At 47.9% G+C, this 18,715-nt stretch carries 12 protein-coding genes; 6 read left to right on the top strand and 6 right to left on the bottom strand.

All coding sequences use genetic code 11. The annotated features are described in order from the left end of the window. Nucleotides 1-1,170, bottom strand: a complete 1,170-nt coding sequence (locus BFC18_RS00720; RefSeq protein WP_070123274.1) for an isovaleryl-CoA dehydrogenase — start codon at nucleotides 1,168-1,170, stop codon at nucleotides 1-3. Continuing rightward, the gene (locus BFC18_RS00715) at nucleotides 1,167-1,577 is read right to left on the bottom strand and encodes a MerR family transcriptional regulator (protein WP_070123273.1); all 411 of its coding nucleotides are present in this window, start codon (nucleotides 1,575-1,577) and stop codon (nucleotides 1,167-1,169) included. The genes BFC18_RS00720 and BFC18_RS00715 overlap by 4 nt, the downstream gene beginning before the upstream one ends. A 248-nt stretch (nucleotides 1,578-1,825) precedes the next feature. Here BFC18_RS00715 and BFC18_RS00710 point away from each other — a divergent pair, with 248 nt between their 5' ends. From BFC18_RS00710 to BFC18_RS00695, 4 genes are all read left to right on the top strand, one after another. Further along, on the top strand, nucleotides 1,826-3,001 hold the full coding sequence (locus BFC18_RS00710) for a thiolase family protein (protein ID WP_070123272.1): 1,176 nt from the start codon (nucleotides 1,826-1,828) through the stop codon (nucleotides 2,999-3,001). Between the two features lie 412 nt (nucleotides 3,002-3,413). Further along, entirely contained in the window at nucleotides 3,414-6,542 is a 3,129-nt protein-coding gene (locus tag BFC18_RS00705; RefSeq protein ID WP_245680305.1) for a S8 family serine peptidase, read from the top strand. A gap of 60 nt (nucleotides 6,543-6,602) precedes the next feature. Beyond that, nucleotides 6,603-7,151: a PEP-CTERM sorting domain-containing protein gene (locus BFC18_RS00700; protein WP_070123270.1), complete on the top strand. Its 549-nt coding sequence runs from the start codon at nucleotides 6,603-6,605 to the stop codon at nucleotides 7,149-7,151. A gap of 262 nt (nucleotides 7,152-7,413) precedes the next feature. Then, entirely contained in the window at nucleotides 7,414-8,766 is a 1,353-nt protein-coding gene (locus BFC18_RS00695; protein ID WP_070123321.1) for a transporter substrate-binding domain-containing protein, read from the top strand. 19 nt (nucleotides 8,767-8,785) lie between these two features. Here the strand turns inward: BFC18_RS00695 and BFC18_RS00690 are convergent, their stop codons facing one another. Continuing rightward, complete coding sequence (locus BFC18_RS00690; protein ID WP_070123269.1) at nucleotides 8,786-10,447, bottom strand: flagellar assembly protein A; 1,662 nt, start codon at nucleotides 10,445-10,447, stop codon at nucleotides 8,786-8,788. A gap of 108 nt (nucleotides 10,448-10,555) precedes the next feature. Next, nucleotides 10,556-11,989 (bottom strand): exodeoxyribonuclease I, encoded by a 1,434-nt coding sequence (gene sbcB / locus BFC18_RS00685; RefSeq protein WP_070123268.1) that lies wholly within the window; start codon nucleotides 11,987-11,989, stop codon nucleotides 10,556-10,558. 131 nt (nucleotides 11,990-12,120) lie between these two features. On the opposite strand from sbcB, the gene BFC18_RS00680 reads away from it, so the two are divergent. Beyond that, nucleotides 12,121-13,134, top strand: coding sequence for an isoaspartyl peptidase/L-asparaginase family protein (locus BFC18_RS00680; protein WP_070123267.1), 1,014 nt, complete (start codon nucleotides 12,121-12,123; stop codon nucleotides 13,132-13,134). A gap of 95 nt (nucleotides 13,135-13,229) precedes the next feature. Next, on the top strand, nucleotides 13,230-13,652 hold the full coding sequence (locus BFC18_RS00675) for a CBS domain-containing protein (RefSeq protein ID WP_070123266.1): 423 nt from the start codon (nucleotides 13,230-13,232) through the stop codon (nucleotides 13,650-13,652). A 61-nt stretch (nucleotides 13,653-13,713) separates the two neighbouring features. Here the strand turns inward: BFC18_RS00675 and BFC18_RS00670 are convergent, their stop codons facing one another. Together BFC18_RS00670 and BFC18_RS00665 are read right to left on the bottom strand one after the other, a co-directional pair. Continuing rightward, nucleotides 13,714-15,585 carry a phytase gene (locus tag BFC18_RS00670; protein ID WP_139138917.1) on the bottom strand — a complete coding sequence of 624 codons (1,872 nt, stop codon included), beginning with the start codon at nucleotides 15,583-15,585 and terminating at the stop codon, nucleotides 13,714-13,716. 81 nt (nucleotides 15,586-15,666) lie between these two features. Further along, entirely contained in the window at nucleotides 15,667-18,360 is a 2,694-nt protein-coding gene (locus BFC18_RS00665) for a TonB-dependent receptor (protein ID WP_070123264.1), read from the bottom strand. Nucleotides 18,361-18,715 lie beyond the last annotated feature (355 nt).

The raw sequence follows: 18,715 nt of genomic DNA, 5'->3' as shown, positions 1-18,715 counted from the left end.
TTATTCAGATTCTTTAAACAGCTCGCGGCCAATCAACATTCGGCGTATTTCTGACGTGCCTGCGCCAATTTCGTAAAGCTTGGCATCGCGGAGTAAACGGCCGGTCGCATATTCGTTGATGTAGCCGTTACCACCGAGCAGTTGAATCGCATCTAACGCCATGCTGGTGGCAAGTTCAGCAGAATACAAAATGGCACCGGCAGCGTCTTTGCGGGTGGTTTCACCCCGATCACAGGCTTTCGCTACCGTGTATACATAAGCCTTTGCGGCGTTCATGCGGGTGTACATGTCAGCAACTTTGCCCTGTACCAGTTGGAACTCGCCAATGGATTTGCCAAATTGCTCACGGTCATGAATATAAGGTACAACCACATCCATGCAGGCTTGCATAATGCCGAGTGGACCGCCGGAAAGTACCAGTCGCTCGTAGTCCAGGCCGCTCATGAGAATACGTACACCATCACCCTCGTTACCCATGAGGTTTTCAGCCGGCACTTCGCAATCTTCAAATACCAGTTCACAGGTATTGGAAGAACGCATGCCCAGTTTGTCGAGCTTTTGAGCCCGGCTGAAGCCAGGGAAATCTCTTTCTACGATGAAAGCAGAAATCCCTTTGGGTCCAGCATTGGTGTCGGTTTTTGCGTAAATGACAAAAGTGTGGGCGTCGGGACCGTTGGTGATCCACATTTTATTACCGTTGAGAATGTACTTATCGCCTCGCTTTTCTGCGCGCAGTTTCATGGAAACCACATCAGAACCCGCATTGGGTTCACTCATGGCCAGGGCACCAATGTGCTCACCGCTTATCAGGCCCGGTAAGTATTTTTCTCGCTGGGCGTCATTACCGTTTCGATAGATTTGATTCACACAAAGGTTGGAGTGAGCGCCGTAACTAAGACCAATCCCCGCGGAGGCACGGCTGATTTCTTCCATGGCAACGGTATGGGCAAGATAGCCCATCTCTGCGCCCCCGTATTGTTCTGATACGGTGACACCTAGCAAACCCATCTCCCCGAATTGTGTCCATAATTGATTTGGAAATTGATTGTCTTCATCAGCCGAACCGGCCAATGGGGCAATCTGTTGGCTGGCAAACTGACTGACGTGTTCTCGTAACATGTCAATGTCTTCGCCAAGGCCGAAATTCAGGGTAGGGTAAGATGTTGTCATTCTTTATGTCCTCGTTTTAATTCAGCCAGTTCTTCCCGGCAGCGCGCTTCTACTTCGTCGAGTTCCCCCATAAGCATCTGGATATCTTCCAGTTGCTGAAGAAGGACAGCGCGTTTTTGTTCGGTCATGCTAAGCATGGTTTCAAGCTGCATTGCAGAATCCGGGTTGCTATCGTAAAGCTCAAACAGGTTTTTCGCTTCCGCCAGCGAAAAGCCCAATCGCTTACCGCGCAATATGAGTTTTAGTCGTACCCGATCCTTATTGTTATAAATCCGGTTCATTCCCGTTCGGGTTGGATTGATCAAGTCCTGTTCCTCGTAAAACCGGATTGACCGGGGAGTAATGTCAAATTCCTTTGCCAGTTCACCAATGGTGTAAGTTTGCTGTTCTTTTTTGTCGGTAGTCATTGAGCATGCCTTCTAAAACAGTAAATCCTGCACTGGTGCGCCATGTTGACAGATGAACAACACGATAAATCTTCCTTGCAGGTTTACGTTAACGTAAATGATAGTTAACGTTAAGGTAATGTATGAATAATGTAGCGTCAATAACTGCAAAGTTTCTGTTACGTTTTTCTCAAATGTATGATGTACTGGCTATAATTTACGCGGTACAAGTAAAGGATCTTTTTCTAACCAAGTGAGGCAATATAACTATGAGCAACGAAGCGGTAGTAATTGTGGCAGCAAAACGAACGCCCATGGGTGGGTTCAATGGCAGTTTATCTTCTGTGCCATCCACGGAATTGGGCGCTGAGGCAATCAAAGCTATTTGTGCAGATGTTGACGTAAGTGAAATTGACGAAGTCATTATGGGGTGTGTGTTGCCAGCAGGTTTAGGGCAGGCGCCAGCCAGACAAGCTGCACTTAAAGCCGGACTGCCTTTGTCTGCAGGGGCAATTACACTCAATAAGGTGTGTGGTTCAGGATTAAAAGCGGTAATGCTGGCCCATGATATTATTCAGGCGGGCAGTGCGAGCGTGGTTGTTGCTGGCGGTATGGAAAGCATGAGTAACGCGCCATACATGTTGCCAAATGCCCGTTCAGGTTATCGTATGGGCCACGGTAAAGTGCTCGATCATATGATGATGGACGGCCTTGAAAATGCCTACGACGGTAAGGCTATGGGTTGTTTTGCTCAGGATACGGCAGACAACGAAGGTTTGACCCGTGGTCAGATGGATGAATACGCGCTGACTTCATTGTCGCGTGCAAACGAAGCCATTAACAGTGGTGCGTTTGGTAACGAGATTTGTGCGGTTACTGTGTCTTCACGCAAAGGCGATGTCATTGTTGATACTGACGAAGGTCCTGGCGCGGCTCGCCCCGACAAAATTCCTTCATTACGTCCTGCCTTCAAAAAAGACGGTACCGTCACAGCGGCAAACTCCAGTTCGATTTCTGATGGCGCAGCCGCGTTGTTGGTGATGACTGAATCTAAAGCGGCATCATTGGGCTTAAAGCCATTGGCTAAAGTCGTGGCTCACGCGACCAATGCCATTGAGCCAGAACTGTTTACTGTGGCACCCGTCGGCGCGATGGAGAAAGTCTTAGACAAAGCCGGCTGGACAAAAGACGACGTTGACCTTTGGGAAATTAACGAAGCGTTTGCCATGGTTACCATGCTTGCAATTCAAAAGCTGGGTCTTAATGCAGACAAAGTGAATATTAACGGTGGTGCGTGTGCGCTAGGTCACCCCATTGGCGCATCGGGTGCGCGTATTCTGGTAACTCTGTTACATGCACTTGCTAATAAAGGTGCTAAGAAAGGTGTGGCATCACTTTGTATTGGTGGCGGTGAAGGTGTAGCACTGGCCGTTGAAATGATCTAGTCATTTTCATGAAAGTGGTTTACCTGAAAGCAGCATTTTTATGCTGCTTTTTTGTATATTAATTTAATTGTAAATATCTGAAATTGCTCGTTTTTTGAGCCGGTAAATGTCAATTAAATTTACACTTTAGTAAAATCTCATATTAAACGACGAGATATAATTCTTTTATATCAGTCTCCTATATTTTTTGGTGCATTTTTTGTATAACTTATTCCTCACCGATGTCACGGAAGTCAAAAATACATCGGGAATAATAATAAATGCAGTAAATCCAGAAGCGGGTTCTGACGAAGTGGATAATTCGCAGAATAATTCCCGATTCAACGCAGCGCTAGCTGCGATTTTGACGGAAGCCGCAATAACAAAAAGTGTCAATGGGAGACGCAACAATATGACATTCAAGAAGAAACTATTGGGAACAGTAATCTCAATGGCGGTATCTGCGGGTATGACAACCGCAGTAAACGCTCAACAGATTGCTCCTCAAGACTTGTCGAAGATTTCACTTAGTGAAGCTTCAGCTAATGTCAAAAGAAGTTCTGGCCTTTACATCGTTCAGATGAAAAAGGAACCAGGTATCACCTACGCAGAGGAAATCGGGGAACTCATCCCACATCAACAGCTTGTTGCCAGTAAAGGTAACCAGTATTCCGCCAAATCTAAACAGCTTCGTCGTTACACTAACCAGCTAAAACGTCAACAACGCAGTGTTGCTAGCCGTTCCGGCAGCGTTAAAATCATCCATAACTATGTTCACAGCTTCAACGGTTTCTCCGCTAAGCTGACTCCAGCGCAGGTTAAAGCCCTTCGCGCGAATCCAAACGTTGCCAATGTATGGGAAGACCAACTGGTAAAAGTTGATACCGCCAGCACCCCAGAATTTTTAGGTCTCACAGGCCCTGATGGCCAACACACTCTGGGCATTAAAGGTGATGACATTGTTGTAGGTGTACTCGATACGGGTATCACGCCAGAAAATCCAAGTTTCGCCGATGACGGTACTTACAGCGATCCCAGTGACATTGGTTGGAGCGGTGCTTGTGATACCGGTGAAGAAGCCCAAGAGGGGACCTTTACCTGTAATAATAAACTCATCGGTGCACGTTACTTCAACGAAACGTTCAGTTCCGTTTATGACATCCAATACGGGCTAGGTGAATTTGAATCACCCCGTGATGCTGATGGCCATGGTAGCCACACTGCCAGCACAGCGGCGGGTAACGAAGGCGTGCCAGCTATTATGAATGGCACTGAAATCGGTGTGATGAGTGGTATTGCTCCTCGCGCCCGTGTTGCCATGTATAAGGTTTGCTGGAACTCTAACTACACCAGCCCTGAAGGCAACGATGAAGCTGGCTGCTTTGCCAGTGACAGCATGGCCGCCATCGATCAAGCCATTGTTGATGGTGTTGATGTTATCAACTTCTCAATTGGCGGTAGCCGTACCGACCTGACTTATCCGTCAACGGCTGCTATGTTACGTGCTGCTCAGGCAGGTATTTTTGTTTCTGTATCTGCGGGTAACTCTGGCCCTACGCCTTCTACTATCGGTACGCCTGCACCATGGGTGACTACCGTTGCCGCCTCAACTTATGATGGCGAATCTGTTGCAAATGGTCTTGAAGTGACTGCTTACGATGAAACCGACACGGTTGCATTCACAGAAGGTTCTATCACACTGCCGCTTAGCGAATCTGGCCCGGTTACTGGCTCACTGGTTGTCGCAGAACCGCTAGAAGCTTGTTATGTGGGTGAAGCCGCAACACCATTAGACAACGCAGCCGACATCGAAGGCAATATTGCGCTTATCCAACGCGGTTCTTGTGCATTTACGCAAAAAGTAACCCGAGCGGTTGAGTCTGGCGCTACTGCGGTCGTTGTGTACGACAATGGCGGTGGTGTAACCCGCATGGGCGGTGACTACGTAGGCCAAATCCCAGGTGGTATGGTTACCCTTGACGTAGGCAGCGCGCTTTACTCTGCAGCGCTTGAAGGTGGTAATGTAAGCGTCACTATGAGCGCTGGTACCTTTGTACCCGTTGAGGAAGTGGGTAATATCATGGCTGCATTCTCAAGCCGTGGTCCAAATGGCTCAACCCTGGATGTCATTAAACCTGATATTACTGCCCCTGGTGTACGTATTCTTGCTGCAACAACCGACACGCCAATGTTTGGTGAGCCGGGCAGTCAGGTGGCTTACTTGAGTGGTACATCCATGTCTTCTCCGCATATTGCGGGTATGGCAGCACTGCTGATGGATCAACATCCAGAATGGTCACCTGCACAGGTTAAATCTGCACTGATGACATCGGCGTATCAGGGTGTAACGAAAGAAGATGGTTCTACACCCGCCGATCCTTTCGACTTTGGTGCAGGTCATGCTGCGCCGGTTTCTGCAATGGAACCTGGCCTGACTTTCGATGCGACCTTCTACGACTACATGAGCTTTATGTGTGGTTTAGATGAAGAGTCTTTCGTTATCAGTGAATCTGGTATCGATTGCGCAACCTACGAAGCATATAACTTCCCAACTGATCCTTCTCAGCTGAACTATCCATCAATTGCGATTGGTGAGCTGGCGGGTGAAGAAACGATTCTTCGTTGGGTAACCGATGCAACGGGTTCTGGCGGTGCTTACTCCATTTCTGTTGAGGGACTGGAAACGCTGGATGTGACTGTTCAAGGTTACAACACTGCGCAAGAACCGTTAGCCGGTAACATGCTGGAAGTTGATCCTGCTGCGACTTCACCATTCCAGGTAACTTTCGCTAAAACGGCGTCGACAGTGGCCGACGAGTGGGTATTTGGTGCAATCGTACTGACAGGTGCTGACGGTACCGTAGTTCGTAGCCCGGTAGCCGTAATGCCTGTACCAGATGAAACCATAGTTGCACCACAGGCAGTCGCTGTTGCTATCAATAGTCGAGGTCGCGGATTCTTCACAGCGCAGATGAACTATACCGGTCGTGCTTCTATCGAGTACACCAGCCTGGCTGCGCCTAGCCTGGTAAGCGATACCGTTGAGCAAGATGGAGATAGCAGCTTCGCATTCTTCGAAGACGGTTTGTCCGCTACCTTCTATGCTATCCCGGAAGATACCGGCGTGCTTAGATTCAGCCTGTTTGACAGCTTAGTTGAGCAATCAGGAACTGATCTTGACCTTTATGTATACCGCTGTGTTGATTACTCATGTACTCAGGTTGGTGTATCTGCTGCGGGTGGTTCTGATGAAGAAGTGACTCTGGTTAATCCTGAGCCGGCTTCTGGTGCCAATGGCAACTTCTACCTCGTGTTTGTACACGGATGGGACTTGAATGGTGCTACAGAAACTAACTTCCAGATGCCAGTTTGGGTGTCTGAAGGGCAGGATCGTAGCAGTCGTTTCAGCATGTCAAGACGTGCCGTCGATGGTCGTCTTAACAACGTGAACATTACAACTCGTGGTATGGAATCGGGCCTACCTTACCTTGGAACAGTTACCTTCTTCGATGGTGAAGGTGTGAATCAAGGCACGACCCTGGTAGAAGCCATTAAACAATAATTTTAAAAAATTGAGCGCAGCACAGGTGCTGCGCTCTCACTAAAATAGGCAGAAGTACACATGAAAAACTTAAAATCACTTTTTAGTGCAGCATTATTAGCTGCGAGTTCAATGATGTTTGCAGCCCAATCTAATGCTGCAATCATCACCGAAACAGTATCTATTGATGGCATTGATGTAGCTAGTTTAACGTTCGAGCTGGACGATATGCTGATTAACTCCGGTATGGGGCAGGTTTATGTTCTAGATGACTTAGGTTTTGATATTATTGACTTTGAGGTTTATTTTTCAGCTGGGATCCCTCAAATTCTCAATGAGATCGACGCTTCAATTGATGTAGATAACCTATTTGCCGGCATTGAATTTTTGTCTGCTGACATCGAAGATACCTATCCTGGTGATGTTTGGTTCTATCAATTTAGTATTGACGATTATGATGCAGCTTCAAATTATTTTGAAACGTTCAGTGACGTGGACGGTTACTTGCCTAACCTTTCAGCTTATGGAAGCATTGTAACATCACGCTCTTTCGTTGATGTTTCTGAACCTTCAGTCCTGGCACTGTTTGCCCTGGCATTGGGTGGTTTGGTTGCACGTCGCCGCGCTTAATCGCTGCAATTTTTATTATCAAAAAACCTCCTCCGGGAGGTTTTTTTTATGCGTTTAAATCCTTCTTTGATTAAGATACGTAAAGCGATTAAGGTAATACTTATTTGTCATTTTTGTCGCTACAATATTAACTCTCAAAAAGTAGCATTGCGTTAGTGCGTATTGATAGGAGATACTGATAAGGTTGTTGCTGTAATTTTCTAAGAGGTTGTTTTTGTTGAAGCGTTTTGCCAAATTGTGTTTTGTTTTTGTGTTGTTGACGATGTTTGCTCATCAAACACTCGCGGCACAAACAGAAATAGACACAGTGACTTATTGTATCGATCCTGACTGGATGCCCTACGAAGCATTACGGAATGGTCAGCACATAGGCATTTCAGCTGATTATTTGTCTCTTATCAGTAAGCTTTCCGGTTACAAATTCAAGCTGGTTCCTACCGAAAACTGGCAAGACACCATGGCGGCTGTAGAGTCCGGTGGCTGTATGGTGACTACCATGATTAACCGTACCCCCAGCCGAAGTCATTTTCTTCTCTTTTCAAATCCTTATCTTGAAGTGCCTAATGTCATCATTGGGCAAGACAATACGCCTATGCTCCAAGGCTTCGAGGCTGTTGGAAATCGGGTGGTAGGCATAGTAAGCGGGTATCGTCATGCCGAATACTTGGCGAGATACTATCCTGAGATTCTTACTGAGTATGTTGATTCGGAAATTGATGGTTTGAACAAACTGGCTTCCGGCGATATTGACCTCATGGTTGGTTCACTCATGGGCGTTTATTCAGCCATAAATGCGAACGACCTGACGGATTTGAAGATCGTGGGCTTCGCTGAGCCGTTTGATATGTTGTCTTTTGGCGTGAATAAAAACTATTCAGAATTGCTGCCAAAGCTAAACAAAGCCATTGATGCAATTCCAGAAGTTCGCCGGGTTGAAATTTATAAAAGATGGAATTCAGTCCGGCAGGTAAAACAAACCCGTTACGTCCAGGTAATCACCGTGGCTTTTCTCGGTTTGGCGCTTATTGGTTTTATAGGTTGGCGTAAGCGTTTATTGAAACAGTATCGACGAGAAATCGCTTACAAAGACGAAGAGATTGAAATTCTGCAGTCCTCGTTATTAGAGAGAAACCGAACGCTGGAGTTTCTCTCTACCCGGGATGCCGTCACCGGTTTGTATAACCGAAACTATGTACTGCAAAAATGTGAAGAAGAAATCTCACGGTTCCAACGTTTTCACTCACCGTGTACGCTTATTGCCGTAAATATTATGGTCAACCAGAAGCCGCTTTCTGCGGGGCCAGCGAGTGATGCGTTGTGTAAAAAGCTGGCTTCACTTTGTTTGTCGACGGTGAGAGATGTAGACATAGCGGGGCGAAGTGAGCCAGACCGATTTGTGATCCTCTGCCCGCAAACAGAACTTGCTGCAGCACGTCACTTAGCGCAACGTCTGCTTTCTATGTTAATCGAAGAATCAGAGCCTGCGAATACGTATTATATTGGCGTAGCAGAGCTTCAGAATGGCCAAACGTACCAGGAATGGAGCGACGATTTGCACCGGGCTATCAGTGCTTCCCGTCGCCAGGGCGGGAACTGTGTCATGGTGTCTGAATAGGTTAGTCTGGGAACTTTTATCAGGCTGAGGTATCAGGCTCGTAGTGCCATTTATGACCTTCGTAGCGAATACGACAGCGCTCGTATTCCCTTTCTGAACGCCAGTTTCTGTTGTTTAATTTTGCCGACACACCGGCGTAAATTCGCTTATTCGCTTTCAAACAAATGCGGCGCTGATATTCCTCTTTCATGGTAGCCAGTTCAGCTGCCTTTTGTTCTAACCAATTCAGTAATGCACTTTCATTGGTAAGTAAACTTTTTGCCTCGCTGACTTTGTTTTCTAACCCTTTGTGTAAAATGCGATTGGTAATCACATTGAGTTTTTCACGATGACGGGAATTGTTTTCTCTGAGTTGTCGAAGCAACTCTTCTGTTGACTCTTTACGTTCAAGCAGGGCACTCATGCCTTCAGAAAAATCGACTTTCAGCGTGCTACCCGAGATAGCCCCTAACGTGCCTGCTTCGACTTTGTCCTGACACGTAATGTCGCAGGCAAACAAATTGCCCATGGGCTTCTGAATATTACCCACGGTGACAGAACCGCCACTTTGCACTTTACTGTACGCCAACTGACGACCAACAGTGAGGTTTTTGCCGGCTTTAATTTCAATGCCCTGACCATGCTGAACATGGATGCTGCCGCCTGCGATAAGCACGCAGCCGTAGCCATCGGTGTTGGATGTCACCTTACCCATGGCACCTTCGGTGATAATAATATCGCCACCAGCTTCGATAGTCGCGGATTCAACAAAGCCGTTAATTGTAATGTCTTTGGTGGCTTTAATGCGCATATTCTCTGCCACGTCACCATTTACCAGCACCGCACCATCGTAGGTAACATGACCCGTGCCCACATTCACGCCATTGCAAATGAAGGTCTCATCAATGTTCATTCGCAGGTCGTTGTATTTAGGCATACCGGATTTTGTTGCCAGCAGGATATTGTCATCCTCTTCGCACACCTTAGTACCCGTACCCATTTTAAAATCTGTCCATTCGCCGGGTTTGGGATAGAGCACGTTGCCTCTAACATCGAAACCTTTGCGGCCTTGCGTCGGGGGCGTACGTCTTAGCACCGGCGTGCCTGTTTTCACGCAGATGACGTCGCCCAAATTTCGCAGATCCGATTTACTGTTCTCATCGAGTTGAGGGCGCAAGATACGTTCTAATGCATTGGGCACCAGCGGAATAAATCGACAACCTTTACCCGTGCGCGGCGGCAACCCTTTGGCAATGATTTCTTCGAATACTTTTCCTGGTTCGGCACGTTCAGCAGCTTTCAGCAGGTTATTAATATGGCGCATGCCGACACCGCGGGTGATACGGTTTTTATAAGCCAGATTGCGAATGGTGATCGCGTTAGGCATACGGCCACCATAGGGTGTGGTAAGGCGCAAGGTCGCAGAGAGGTTATCTTCGCTAATGGTAAAGTCGACCTCGGCATGCCGCAGTTGTGCGATTTCAGCAGACACCTCCGTTTTGTCACCGGTTTTAAAACACAAATTCGCTTTATCACAGGCAGATTTCAACGCCTTTTGCGACAGGTAAAAATCACCGTAACCATTTTCTTGCAGTGCGTTTTTGATCCAGTCCATATCCGCTTCCTTTTCCATGTCTCCTGGAAGCAAAATAAGTGAAACATACTGCGTGTCGCTATTATAATTGAAAGCAATTCCTTTCATGTTTTATCCACAATACTGCTGCGCTTTACACCTATCGGCATCATGCCGCTAAGTCTTTACATTTATTCATGACCTTAGGCTTACTCTATCGGCTTTTTTGCGTTTCCGTCAAAGGTTTTGCGCGTAAGTATAAAGTGCACGCAAAATCGCCTGTTTATCGGGATCATTTTCATGCTCATGTGCCAGCTGTTCTAGTTCCATCAAAAACGGTTCCAGGGTAATCGTGGCCGGTGAATCTTTGTCGGTAAGACGGTACTGTCTATGAGCCTGCCAGCGATGAAGCTCATCGGCTGTGAGGGTAGTGGGGAAGTTACGCGCACGATAGCGAAACAATAATGTGCGTAATGTTGAATTTTGCGTTTGCTCGCTCAAACGATCAAGCAGTTCTGGTGGTGTTTCACGCACTTCGTCACACCACCGTCGGTCGGCATCGGAAAGGAAACCGCCACTATAAAGCGTATGGTCTGCATCATCGTCACTTTCTTCATAAGGCTGATTGTAGACGCTGGACAGTTTCCCTTGCAGATCGGGATAGTTGGCCAAGGTTTTGTAGTTTTGCAGACACTGTTCACGATTCAAGCCTAGACGGGCGGCATTTTCTTCGGTCATGGCTTTCGCCGTGGTAACAAACGGTGAGCGATTAATATGAATCAGTTTAAGTCCAGGGCGGGGAGTATCACCAAGATCCTCTGCACTCGTGTAAAGCTTTTCCCGCAACGTCTCTGCGTCATTTTCAAGGAGCATATCGACAGGCTGCGACAAGTCCACCGCAATAACCGCATTGGCATTGGTCGGGTGCATCGCTACGGGCATGACCCAGGTAGTACAGCCCTGTGAAGCAGGTAGCCTGGAAGAAACATGTAACACCACCGATGGCTGAGTCACGTCAATTTGTTTCATGACGTTTTGCTTGCTGCGTAAACTAAACGCGTAGTCATAAAGTTTCGGCTGGTGTTGTTTAATAAGCTTAGCCAGCGCAATGGTTGCTCTAACGTCAGACAACGCATCGTGGGCTTGGCCATGTTCGAGGTCATTCGCTTTGGTTAAGGCTTCGAGCTTAAATATTGGACTACCATCTTCCCGGGTAGGCCAGGTAATGCCATCAGGTCGCAAGGCGTAGCACGCGCGGGCTAGATCAATAATGTCCCAGCGGGAGTTACCATTTCGCCATTCCCGGCTGTAGGGGTCATAAAAATTGCGATACAACAGACTGCGGGTCATTTCATCATCAAACCGGATACTGTTATAACCCACCACACAGGTGTTAGGCTGACTCATCTGCTCGGCAATTTTGCGGGCGAATTCTGCCTCTGTCATGCCATCACGAAGTGATTGCTGCGGTGTGATGCCGGTGATCAAGCAGGCTTGAGGTTGAGGTAGCGTATCGTTGGCGATTTGCGCCATGATATTGATGGGTTTACCAACGACATTCAGTGCCATATCAGTGCGTATTGCGGCAAACTGGCAAGGACTGTCTTTGAGTGGGTTGGCCCCCCAACTTTCAAAATCGTACCATAGCAGGGAAGGCGTGTTTTGTGTCATTGGTAATGCATGTCCATTGTGTTATTACTGTGCGCAGGCACTATACCAGCGCAGTTTTCACCATGCTAGCCGAAGGGGCTAGCTGACACACCAATTCGGTTAATAACTCAACAATAATAAAGGATTCACACATGAAAGCAGTCATAACCGCCGTTTTATTCGGTGCCGCTAACCTACTTACCCCAGCGGTAGCTGCCGAAAAGCCAGTCGCCATTGTTATTCACGGTGGTGCCGGCACTATTTTAAAAGAGAACTTTACCCCTGAACTTGAGCAAGCTTATAAAGCGAAGCTGGCAGAAGCCGCGTCTACCGGCTACGCCCTTTTAGAAAAAGGCGAGCCGGGCGAAAAGGCCGTTATCGCCGCTATTCAGATCCTCGAAACCTCACCGCTTTTTAACGCCGGTATTGGTGCGGTGTATACCTGGAATGGTGAACATGAACTGGATGCGTCGCTTATGCACGGCGGTACGCGCAATGCGGGCGCTGTAGCAGGTGTGAAAACCATTCGTAGTCCCATTGCAGCGGCAGCCGCCGTTATGCATCAGTCACCACATGTGATGCTATCTGGTGAAGGAGCCGAAACCTTCGCCAAAGAGCAAGGTTTAGCACTGGTGGATAACCATATTTTCGATACGGAACGCCGTTTGGAGTCGTTGAAAAAAGTAAAACAGCGCATGGAAAATGCAGGGCTATACGGCGATCAGCAAGGCAACGAACGTTTTGGTACGGTTGGCGCAGTGGTACTGGATTCCGAAGGCAACCTCATCGCCGGCACTAGCACCGGCGGAATGACCGCTAAGCGTTACGGCCGCATCGGCGATTCGCCTGTGATTGGTGCCGGAACCTGGGCAGATAATGACAGCTGTGCGGTGTCTGCAACGGGACACGGTGAGTACTTCATCCGCTATCACGTGGCGGCAGATATTTGCTCGCGTATGAAGTACCAGAATATGAGTCTTAAAGACGCGTCTGATACCGTCATTTTTGATGTATTGAAACCGGTGGGCGGCGATGGCGGCATTATTGCCATCGATCACGAGGGTAACATTGCGACGCCGTTCAATTCTGCGGGTATGTATCGAGCCAAAATTGACAAGCACGGTAAGCTTTCTGTGGGAATTTATGGTGAATGGGCCGACTTGTAAAAAAAATGTGAGATTTGGCGACTGGCAACTCGCATAACCTGTTAACTGGGTCTAGGCTGAAAGAAAGCGCTATTGTGGCGGACTGGAGGCTAAACATGGAATCTTTGCAAGTAAGCGATTATATGAACCATCATCCGGTGAAGTTAACCGAAGAAATGACGGTAGCAGCCGCGGTGGAGACATTGCTGGCCAGCAAGCAAACGGGGGGAGCCGTTCAAGATAATAAAGGGCAGGTAGTCGGTTTTTTGTCTGAGCAGGACTGTCTCAAACAAATGATTGAATCGACCTATTATCGCGAACAGGTTTGTCGGGTGAAAGACATCATGCAAACCACGATCAGCGCGGTAAAACCCTGGGATTCTGTGCTTGAAGTTGCCCTGCGCCTCATTGCAGAACGGCCACGGGTGTTTCCGGTTATCGATGAAGATGGCGTGCTGGTAGGCGTGATTAACCGTGCGGCCATCCTTCGGGCAATCGATAAGCAATTGGAATCGGGTTACAGCCGCATTGCGAGCTAAATAGAAAAAGCCGGATCGCAGTTGCGAGCCGGCTTTGTTGTTCTAAATAGAATCACTTTATTTAACGGTACTGGCGAATAAATTCGGCCAGTTGTGAGCCCGATACCAACTTAAAATTTTGCTGTTGCGAAGGCATGACGTTATGGCCATCCTGTACCACCAGCAGACCCTCCGGTAAGCGCTTACCAAAAGAGACTGACAAACTTTCCAGCCCATCGGTTTCAGACACGCCGTCTATACCCGCATCTGTGTCTGCTGCAATAGCAAACGTGCCCAATAAGCGATGGTCTTTGGTACTAAACACGCCATAGCGATGATTGCCCTGGCTGGAAATGATGAGGTAGCGCTCGCCATCCACATCGAACAACGACATGCCTTCGATATCGTCCTGGATAGGTCCGCCAACGCGAGCGATTATGCGCGGTGTGGCGTCGATGTTATTTAGATCTCGTATCCACACCGCCTCATCTTCTTCGCCGTAATACAGCATGCCAGTTTCATCATCGGCCACACAACCTTCAGGCTGTGAGGGCACGGTAAAGGTATCCATAATTCGGCTGGTAATGGTGCCGTTTTGCATCGTTAAACGATGGCGTTCAACGTGACCATCGGTATCGTTTACCAGTACGTCAAGTTCGCCTTTGTCACTGTGATACATACATAGGCCATACAAATCATTCAGATTGGATCTTAGCTTACTCGCGGTGCTGGCCGTGCGGGTATCAGCATCGAGTAAAAAAATATCAACGGTGCGGCTAGTGCGGTTCGATGCAGCGGCGATGTCGAACGTGCCTTGCTTTGTCTGCCAATGGGTACGCACATCCACATTGTTCACCCTGCCGACAGGCAAATGCTGTAAACGTTTGCCGGATAAATCAAACAAGTCCAATCCACCTTTTTTATCGGTACCCAATATGACGGACTTCTCCGGCGAATCGGGCAAATACCAGATAGCCGGATCGTCAGCAGCATCGCCAAATCGTGCAACGGTATCGGTTTGCGCGAAGGCAATAAGGTAGGCGTCGACTCTCGCGCTTGTCGAAACTTTGGGTTCCGCCTCGGCGGGCAGGGCGAAGCGCACGGTATAAAGGGATTCCGTTTTATCATCGTACAAACCCACAATTGCGTTTTCGTTATATGCCGTAAACCGGATGGTTTCCCATTTGTGATCGCCGTTGGTGGTGGTCCAGTTAATGGTTGAATCCTGCAATACGCCTACGGCGTTAATATCTGGTGATACCAGCATTGTTAGGCCATCAAAAACGCCAACGCCTTCTATACCCGCCATATCGGGTAAAGTAATCAGATCACGTCCATCACCGGCTTCTACTGAATTGTCATACTGCCACAAGCCTACGTTTTCATCTGCAAGCAACACTTTTCCACTCATCATGTCTATTTGACAGTTTTTCTGCCCTGTGCCCACGTTTACCGTGCGCATGGCAATGTTTTTGTCGTGTTCAAGCCAGAACTGCTGCATGCGGCCGAGGGCATCGGCTGTGATCAAATTGAGTTTGTCGTTTACCGATGACAGGCAGACGGCTTCCAAATCTGCGGTGCCTGCATTTACCGTGGTGAGCGGGGAAAATGCATGATTGGCGAATGTATAACGGAACAACTCAACACCATAGGTATCGTTGTTGAGTGCAGCAACGATTAAGCCGCTGTCGGTGACGAGCACATCGGACTGAGCGAAGTGACCGGCCAGGGTAGTGACAGGCTGTTCTTTTTCATTGGTGAGGATTAAACCTTTGGTTTCGCTGGTCACCAGGTAGAAGAGCTTTTCATTCAATGTGAGTGGGGTGAGCTGAGCACCGTTGACTGAAAACGCCTGAGGCTCTGCGATTGCGATCACATCGTCAGCCATTACTTTACACGGTGTGAGGAGCAAACTGGAGAATAAAAAGGAAAGCGGGAAGAAAGTATTTTTCACTGGAAGTCTCGGTTAATGTTCTGAAAAAACGATAATTCTATGAGAGATCAGATGCGACCAGCGGCCGCATCTGCCTGCGTGTTACATCTGCCAGGTAAAGCCAATTTCGAAAGTACGGCCGTACTCTTCATACTGTGCATTGCGGTTACGCTGGTCGAAATAGTTGTAATACGGCTCATCAGTGAGGTTCACACCATTGAGGTACAACATCATATCGTCGTTGATATAGTACTTGCCGGAAAAATCGAGTTGGTGGTGATCGTCTTCCATACGCAGCATATCGCCATCAATTTCCTCAAAGTTCTCGCTTTTGTACGTCATGGTCAAACGCAGACTCACCAGATTATTCTCATAACCTAAAGTAAGATTGCCAATGCGATCAGACTGATTAGGTAAGCTGGTTTCAAAACGCTCACCGTCAACCAGTGTGGTCGCATCGGAATTCGAGAAGGTGCCGTTAGCAGATACCAAAAAGCCATTATCGAAGGCTTTCACCCAGGATAATTCCAAACCGTGCAGACTGGCAGACTCGCCATTTAACGGCTGTATAACTTCATCATAACCTTCCCATCCTTCGGTACCGGCAACGTCGGCATAAACCACAAAATTGTCGATTTTTTTGTAGAAGTATCCGGCAGATACCACGCCGATAGCGCCTGGGTAATACTCAACTGATAGATCAAAGTTATCTGATTCGTATGGCTGTAGTTCAGGATTACCCACTTCAGCTTCACGAACTGTCACGAAGTTGTCGCCGTCTTCTTCTGTTTTGGTTTCGATAATTTGAAAAGCGGCCACGTCCACAAATTTAGGGCGGGCAATGGTTTGTGTATAAGCACCACGCAAAACCACTTTGTCATTCAGGTCGTAACGCAGGTTTACACTGGGTAGCCAGTAATCGTAATCACGATCTGAATTCCAGGGCGTGTTGATGACTTCTTCAACGTCGGTCTGTTCGTTTTCTACCAGCTCTACACGCATGCCGGTGGTACTGAAGTCGGTTTTTTCGTAACGCAAACCGGCGACAACACGTAGCGCATCAATGTCGGCGGTCAGCATGGCGTAAGCGGCAAAAATGCCCTCTTTATTCACGTAAGACGCGCCATTAGATTCAACTTCTGAGTTTAACTCGGCCAGTTCCAGTGCGTTGCGGTTAGCCTCAAAGTTGCTGCGCAGGGCTCCGCGGTTCAAGCCATCACCAAAGTTGCCAATGTTCCAGTCTGGTTGCGCGGCTGCGAAAGCCTCACCGGTGATGCCTTCAAAATCGCCGTCGTAAATGTAGATGCCACTGTCGCGATCTTTTTCCCGGGAACGGTACTTACTACCAAACTTAAATTCACCCGCATAATCACCCAGTTGCACGGAGCGAATGAAGTCAATTTTGGCGCTTTTCTCAACATCTTTTGTGTAATTATCTTCGTAACTGATCTCGTCGAGGTCGTAGAGTGACAAATCCATGGCTTCCGCATTTTGCTGAACCTGGGGCTTCATGGTGTCGAGATCGGCTGAAATACTGCTGTTGTCTTGCTTAAACACGTAATAAACGCCACCTGGCTCATCTTCGTCAGATTTTGCATAACCCAACTGCCAGTTAATATCCCAGTTGTCCAACTGGTGCTCACCACCTGCAGCAATAGTAAGGATGGTTTGGGTTTCTTTACGGTCTTTACTCTCACGCTCAATTTCAGAGTTTTCACCGTCGAAAGTGAAAACGTTAGCCTGACGGAATTCGTCATCGGAAAATTCGCTGTACAACGTGCGCAGGAAATATTGATTGTTAAAGTCTGGACGGAAATCAAAGTTAACCGCTGCGCCCAGACGTTCCCGGGTGATTTGATAATCACGTTGTTCTACTTCGTCGTCACCGTTACTTTCCACATTATCTGAGCCAAAGTCGCGCTCAAACCAGGACAACGCAGCAGCAACACCAAACGACTCGTTGAAACGATGTGTGTAGCTGCCAGAAACCTTAGGACTGGTTTTATCTACCAGCTCATTGTGGCTGGCCTGCAGGGTCAGTTTTGCGGTGTCTTGCTGATAATCAAAAGCGCTGACACTTTTTACTTCAACGGAACCACCAATCGCATCGGCATCCATGTCTGGTGTAACAGATTTGGACACTTCCAGGGTTTGAATCAGTTCAGAAGGAATAACATCGAGGGCGACAGAACGTACACCAGACTCCGGAGAAGGGATGTTCAGGCCGTTGATGGTCACGTTGTTCAGGTTAGGATCGATACCGCGAATGCTAACAAACCGGCCTTCGCCCTGGTCACGCTCGATGGAAAGACCGGGTAGGCGCTGTAAGGCTTCTGCTGCGTTTTGATCGGGAAATTGTCCAATGGCATCGGCAGAAACAACCGAAGAGATCCTATCTGAAACGCGCTGACGGTTGATAGCGCTAGCCTGGCCGCTGCGTTGACCCTTCACCAGAATATCAGCAATGGCTTTGCCGTTGTCAGACAATGAAATAACCGGTGTGACGACACCGTCTTCAGTTACCGAAACCACTTCTGTCACCGGCTGAGCGCCCAGGTAGCTGATATGAAGCGTATAGGTTCCTGCAGGAAGTGCAGTAAAACGAAAAGTGCCATCGCGGCGAGATTCCGTGGTGAGATTCAGTTCCTGGATTTTCACCTGAGCGCCAGCGAAAACCCGGCTGTTGTCATTATTGGTCAGCTGACCGGCAATTTCACCGGCATTAGCAGTAAGTGCAAAAGTGCTTAAGCTGAGTGCTGCAAGGCAATGTTGAGTCAGTTTCGAAAGACGTGGCATGTGTGCGTTCCTGCAAAGAAATTTATTGTTGAGTCAAAATGCTGGCCGCTACGCTAAAAACTGTTGATGACAAATTTGTGACTGAAACGTGACATAGACTGTCATAAATCACTGTTTTTAATGAATTTCTGTGTTTTCGATAAAAGCGTGAGCCAAAAAGACCCTTCGCTAACATGCTGATGTCGCTGCACTTTTCAGGAAAACTTACGGTGCAAGTGAGAAAGTTATCATGGGATTGTCACATTCATGAGCCAATATGACCCTGTTCTTTGTCAGGCTGGCAAGATATTAAATCTGCCAAATCGAATCAAGTCACCATGACAGCCAGCCTGATGGTTGTATTAATCGAGGTTTT

Source organism: Alteromonas confluentis (assembly GCF_001757105.1).
Lineage (GTDB): Bacteria > Pseudomonadota > Gammaproteobacteria > Enterobacterales > Alteromonadaceae > Alteromonas > Alteromonas confluentis.
The sequence above is the reverse complement of the archived record's forward strand: the minus strand, read 5'-3'. Positions and strand labels throughout refer to the sequence as shown.

Excerpts from the sequence above, each read along its gene's own strand:
- BFC18_RS00720 (WP_070123274.1), bottom strand. The coding sequence starts at position 1,170 with ATGACAACATCTTACCCTACCCTGAATTTCGGCCTTGGCGAAGACATT.
- BFC18_RS00715 (WP_070123273.1), bottom strand. The coding sequence starts at position 1,577 with ATGACTACCGACAAAAAAGAACAGCAAACTTACACCATTGGTGAACTG.
- BFC18_RS00710 (WP_070123272.1), top strand. The coding sequence starts at position 1,826 with ATGAGCAACGAAGCGGTAGTAATTGTGGCAGCAAAACGAACGCCCATG.
- BFC18_RS00700 (WP_070123270.1), top strand. The coding sequence starts at position 6,603 with ATGAAAAACTTAAAATCACTTTTTAGTGCAGCATTATTAGCTGCGAGT.
- BFC18_RS00695 (WP_070123321.1), top strand. The coding sequence starts at position 7,414 with ATGTTTGCTCATCAAACACTCGCGGCACAAACAGAAATAGACACAGTG.
- BFC18_RS00690 (WP_070123269.1), bottom strand. The coding sequence starts at position 10,447 with ATGAAAGGAATTGCTTTCAATTATAATAGCGACACGCAGTATGTTTCA.
- sbcB (WP_070123268.1), bottom strand. The coding sequence starts at position 11,989 with ATGACACAAAACACGCCTTCCCTGCTATGGTACGATTTTGAAAGTTGG.
- BFC18_RS00680 (WP_070123267.1), top strand. The coding sequence starts at position 12,121 with ATGAAAGCAGTCATAACCGCCGTTTTATTCGGTGCCGCTAACCTACTT.
- BFC18_RS00675 (WP_070123266.1), top strand. The coding sequence starts at position 13,230 with ATGGAATCTTTGCAAGTAAGCGATTATATGAACCATCATCCGGTGAAG.
- BFC18_RS00665 (WP_070123264.1), bottom strand. The coding sequence starts at position 18,360 with ATGCCACGTCTTTCGAAACTGACTCAACATTGCCTTGCAGCACTCAGC.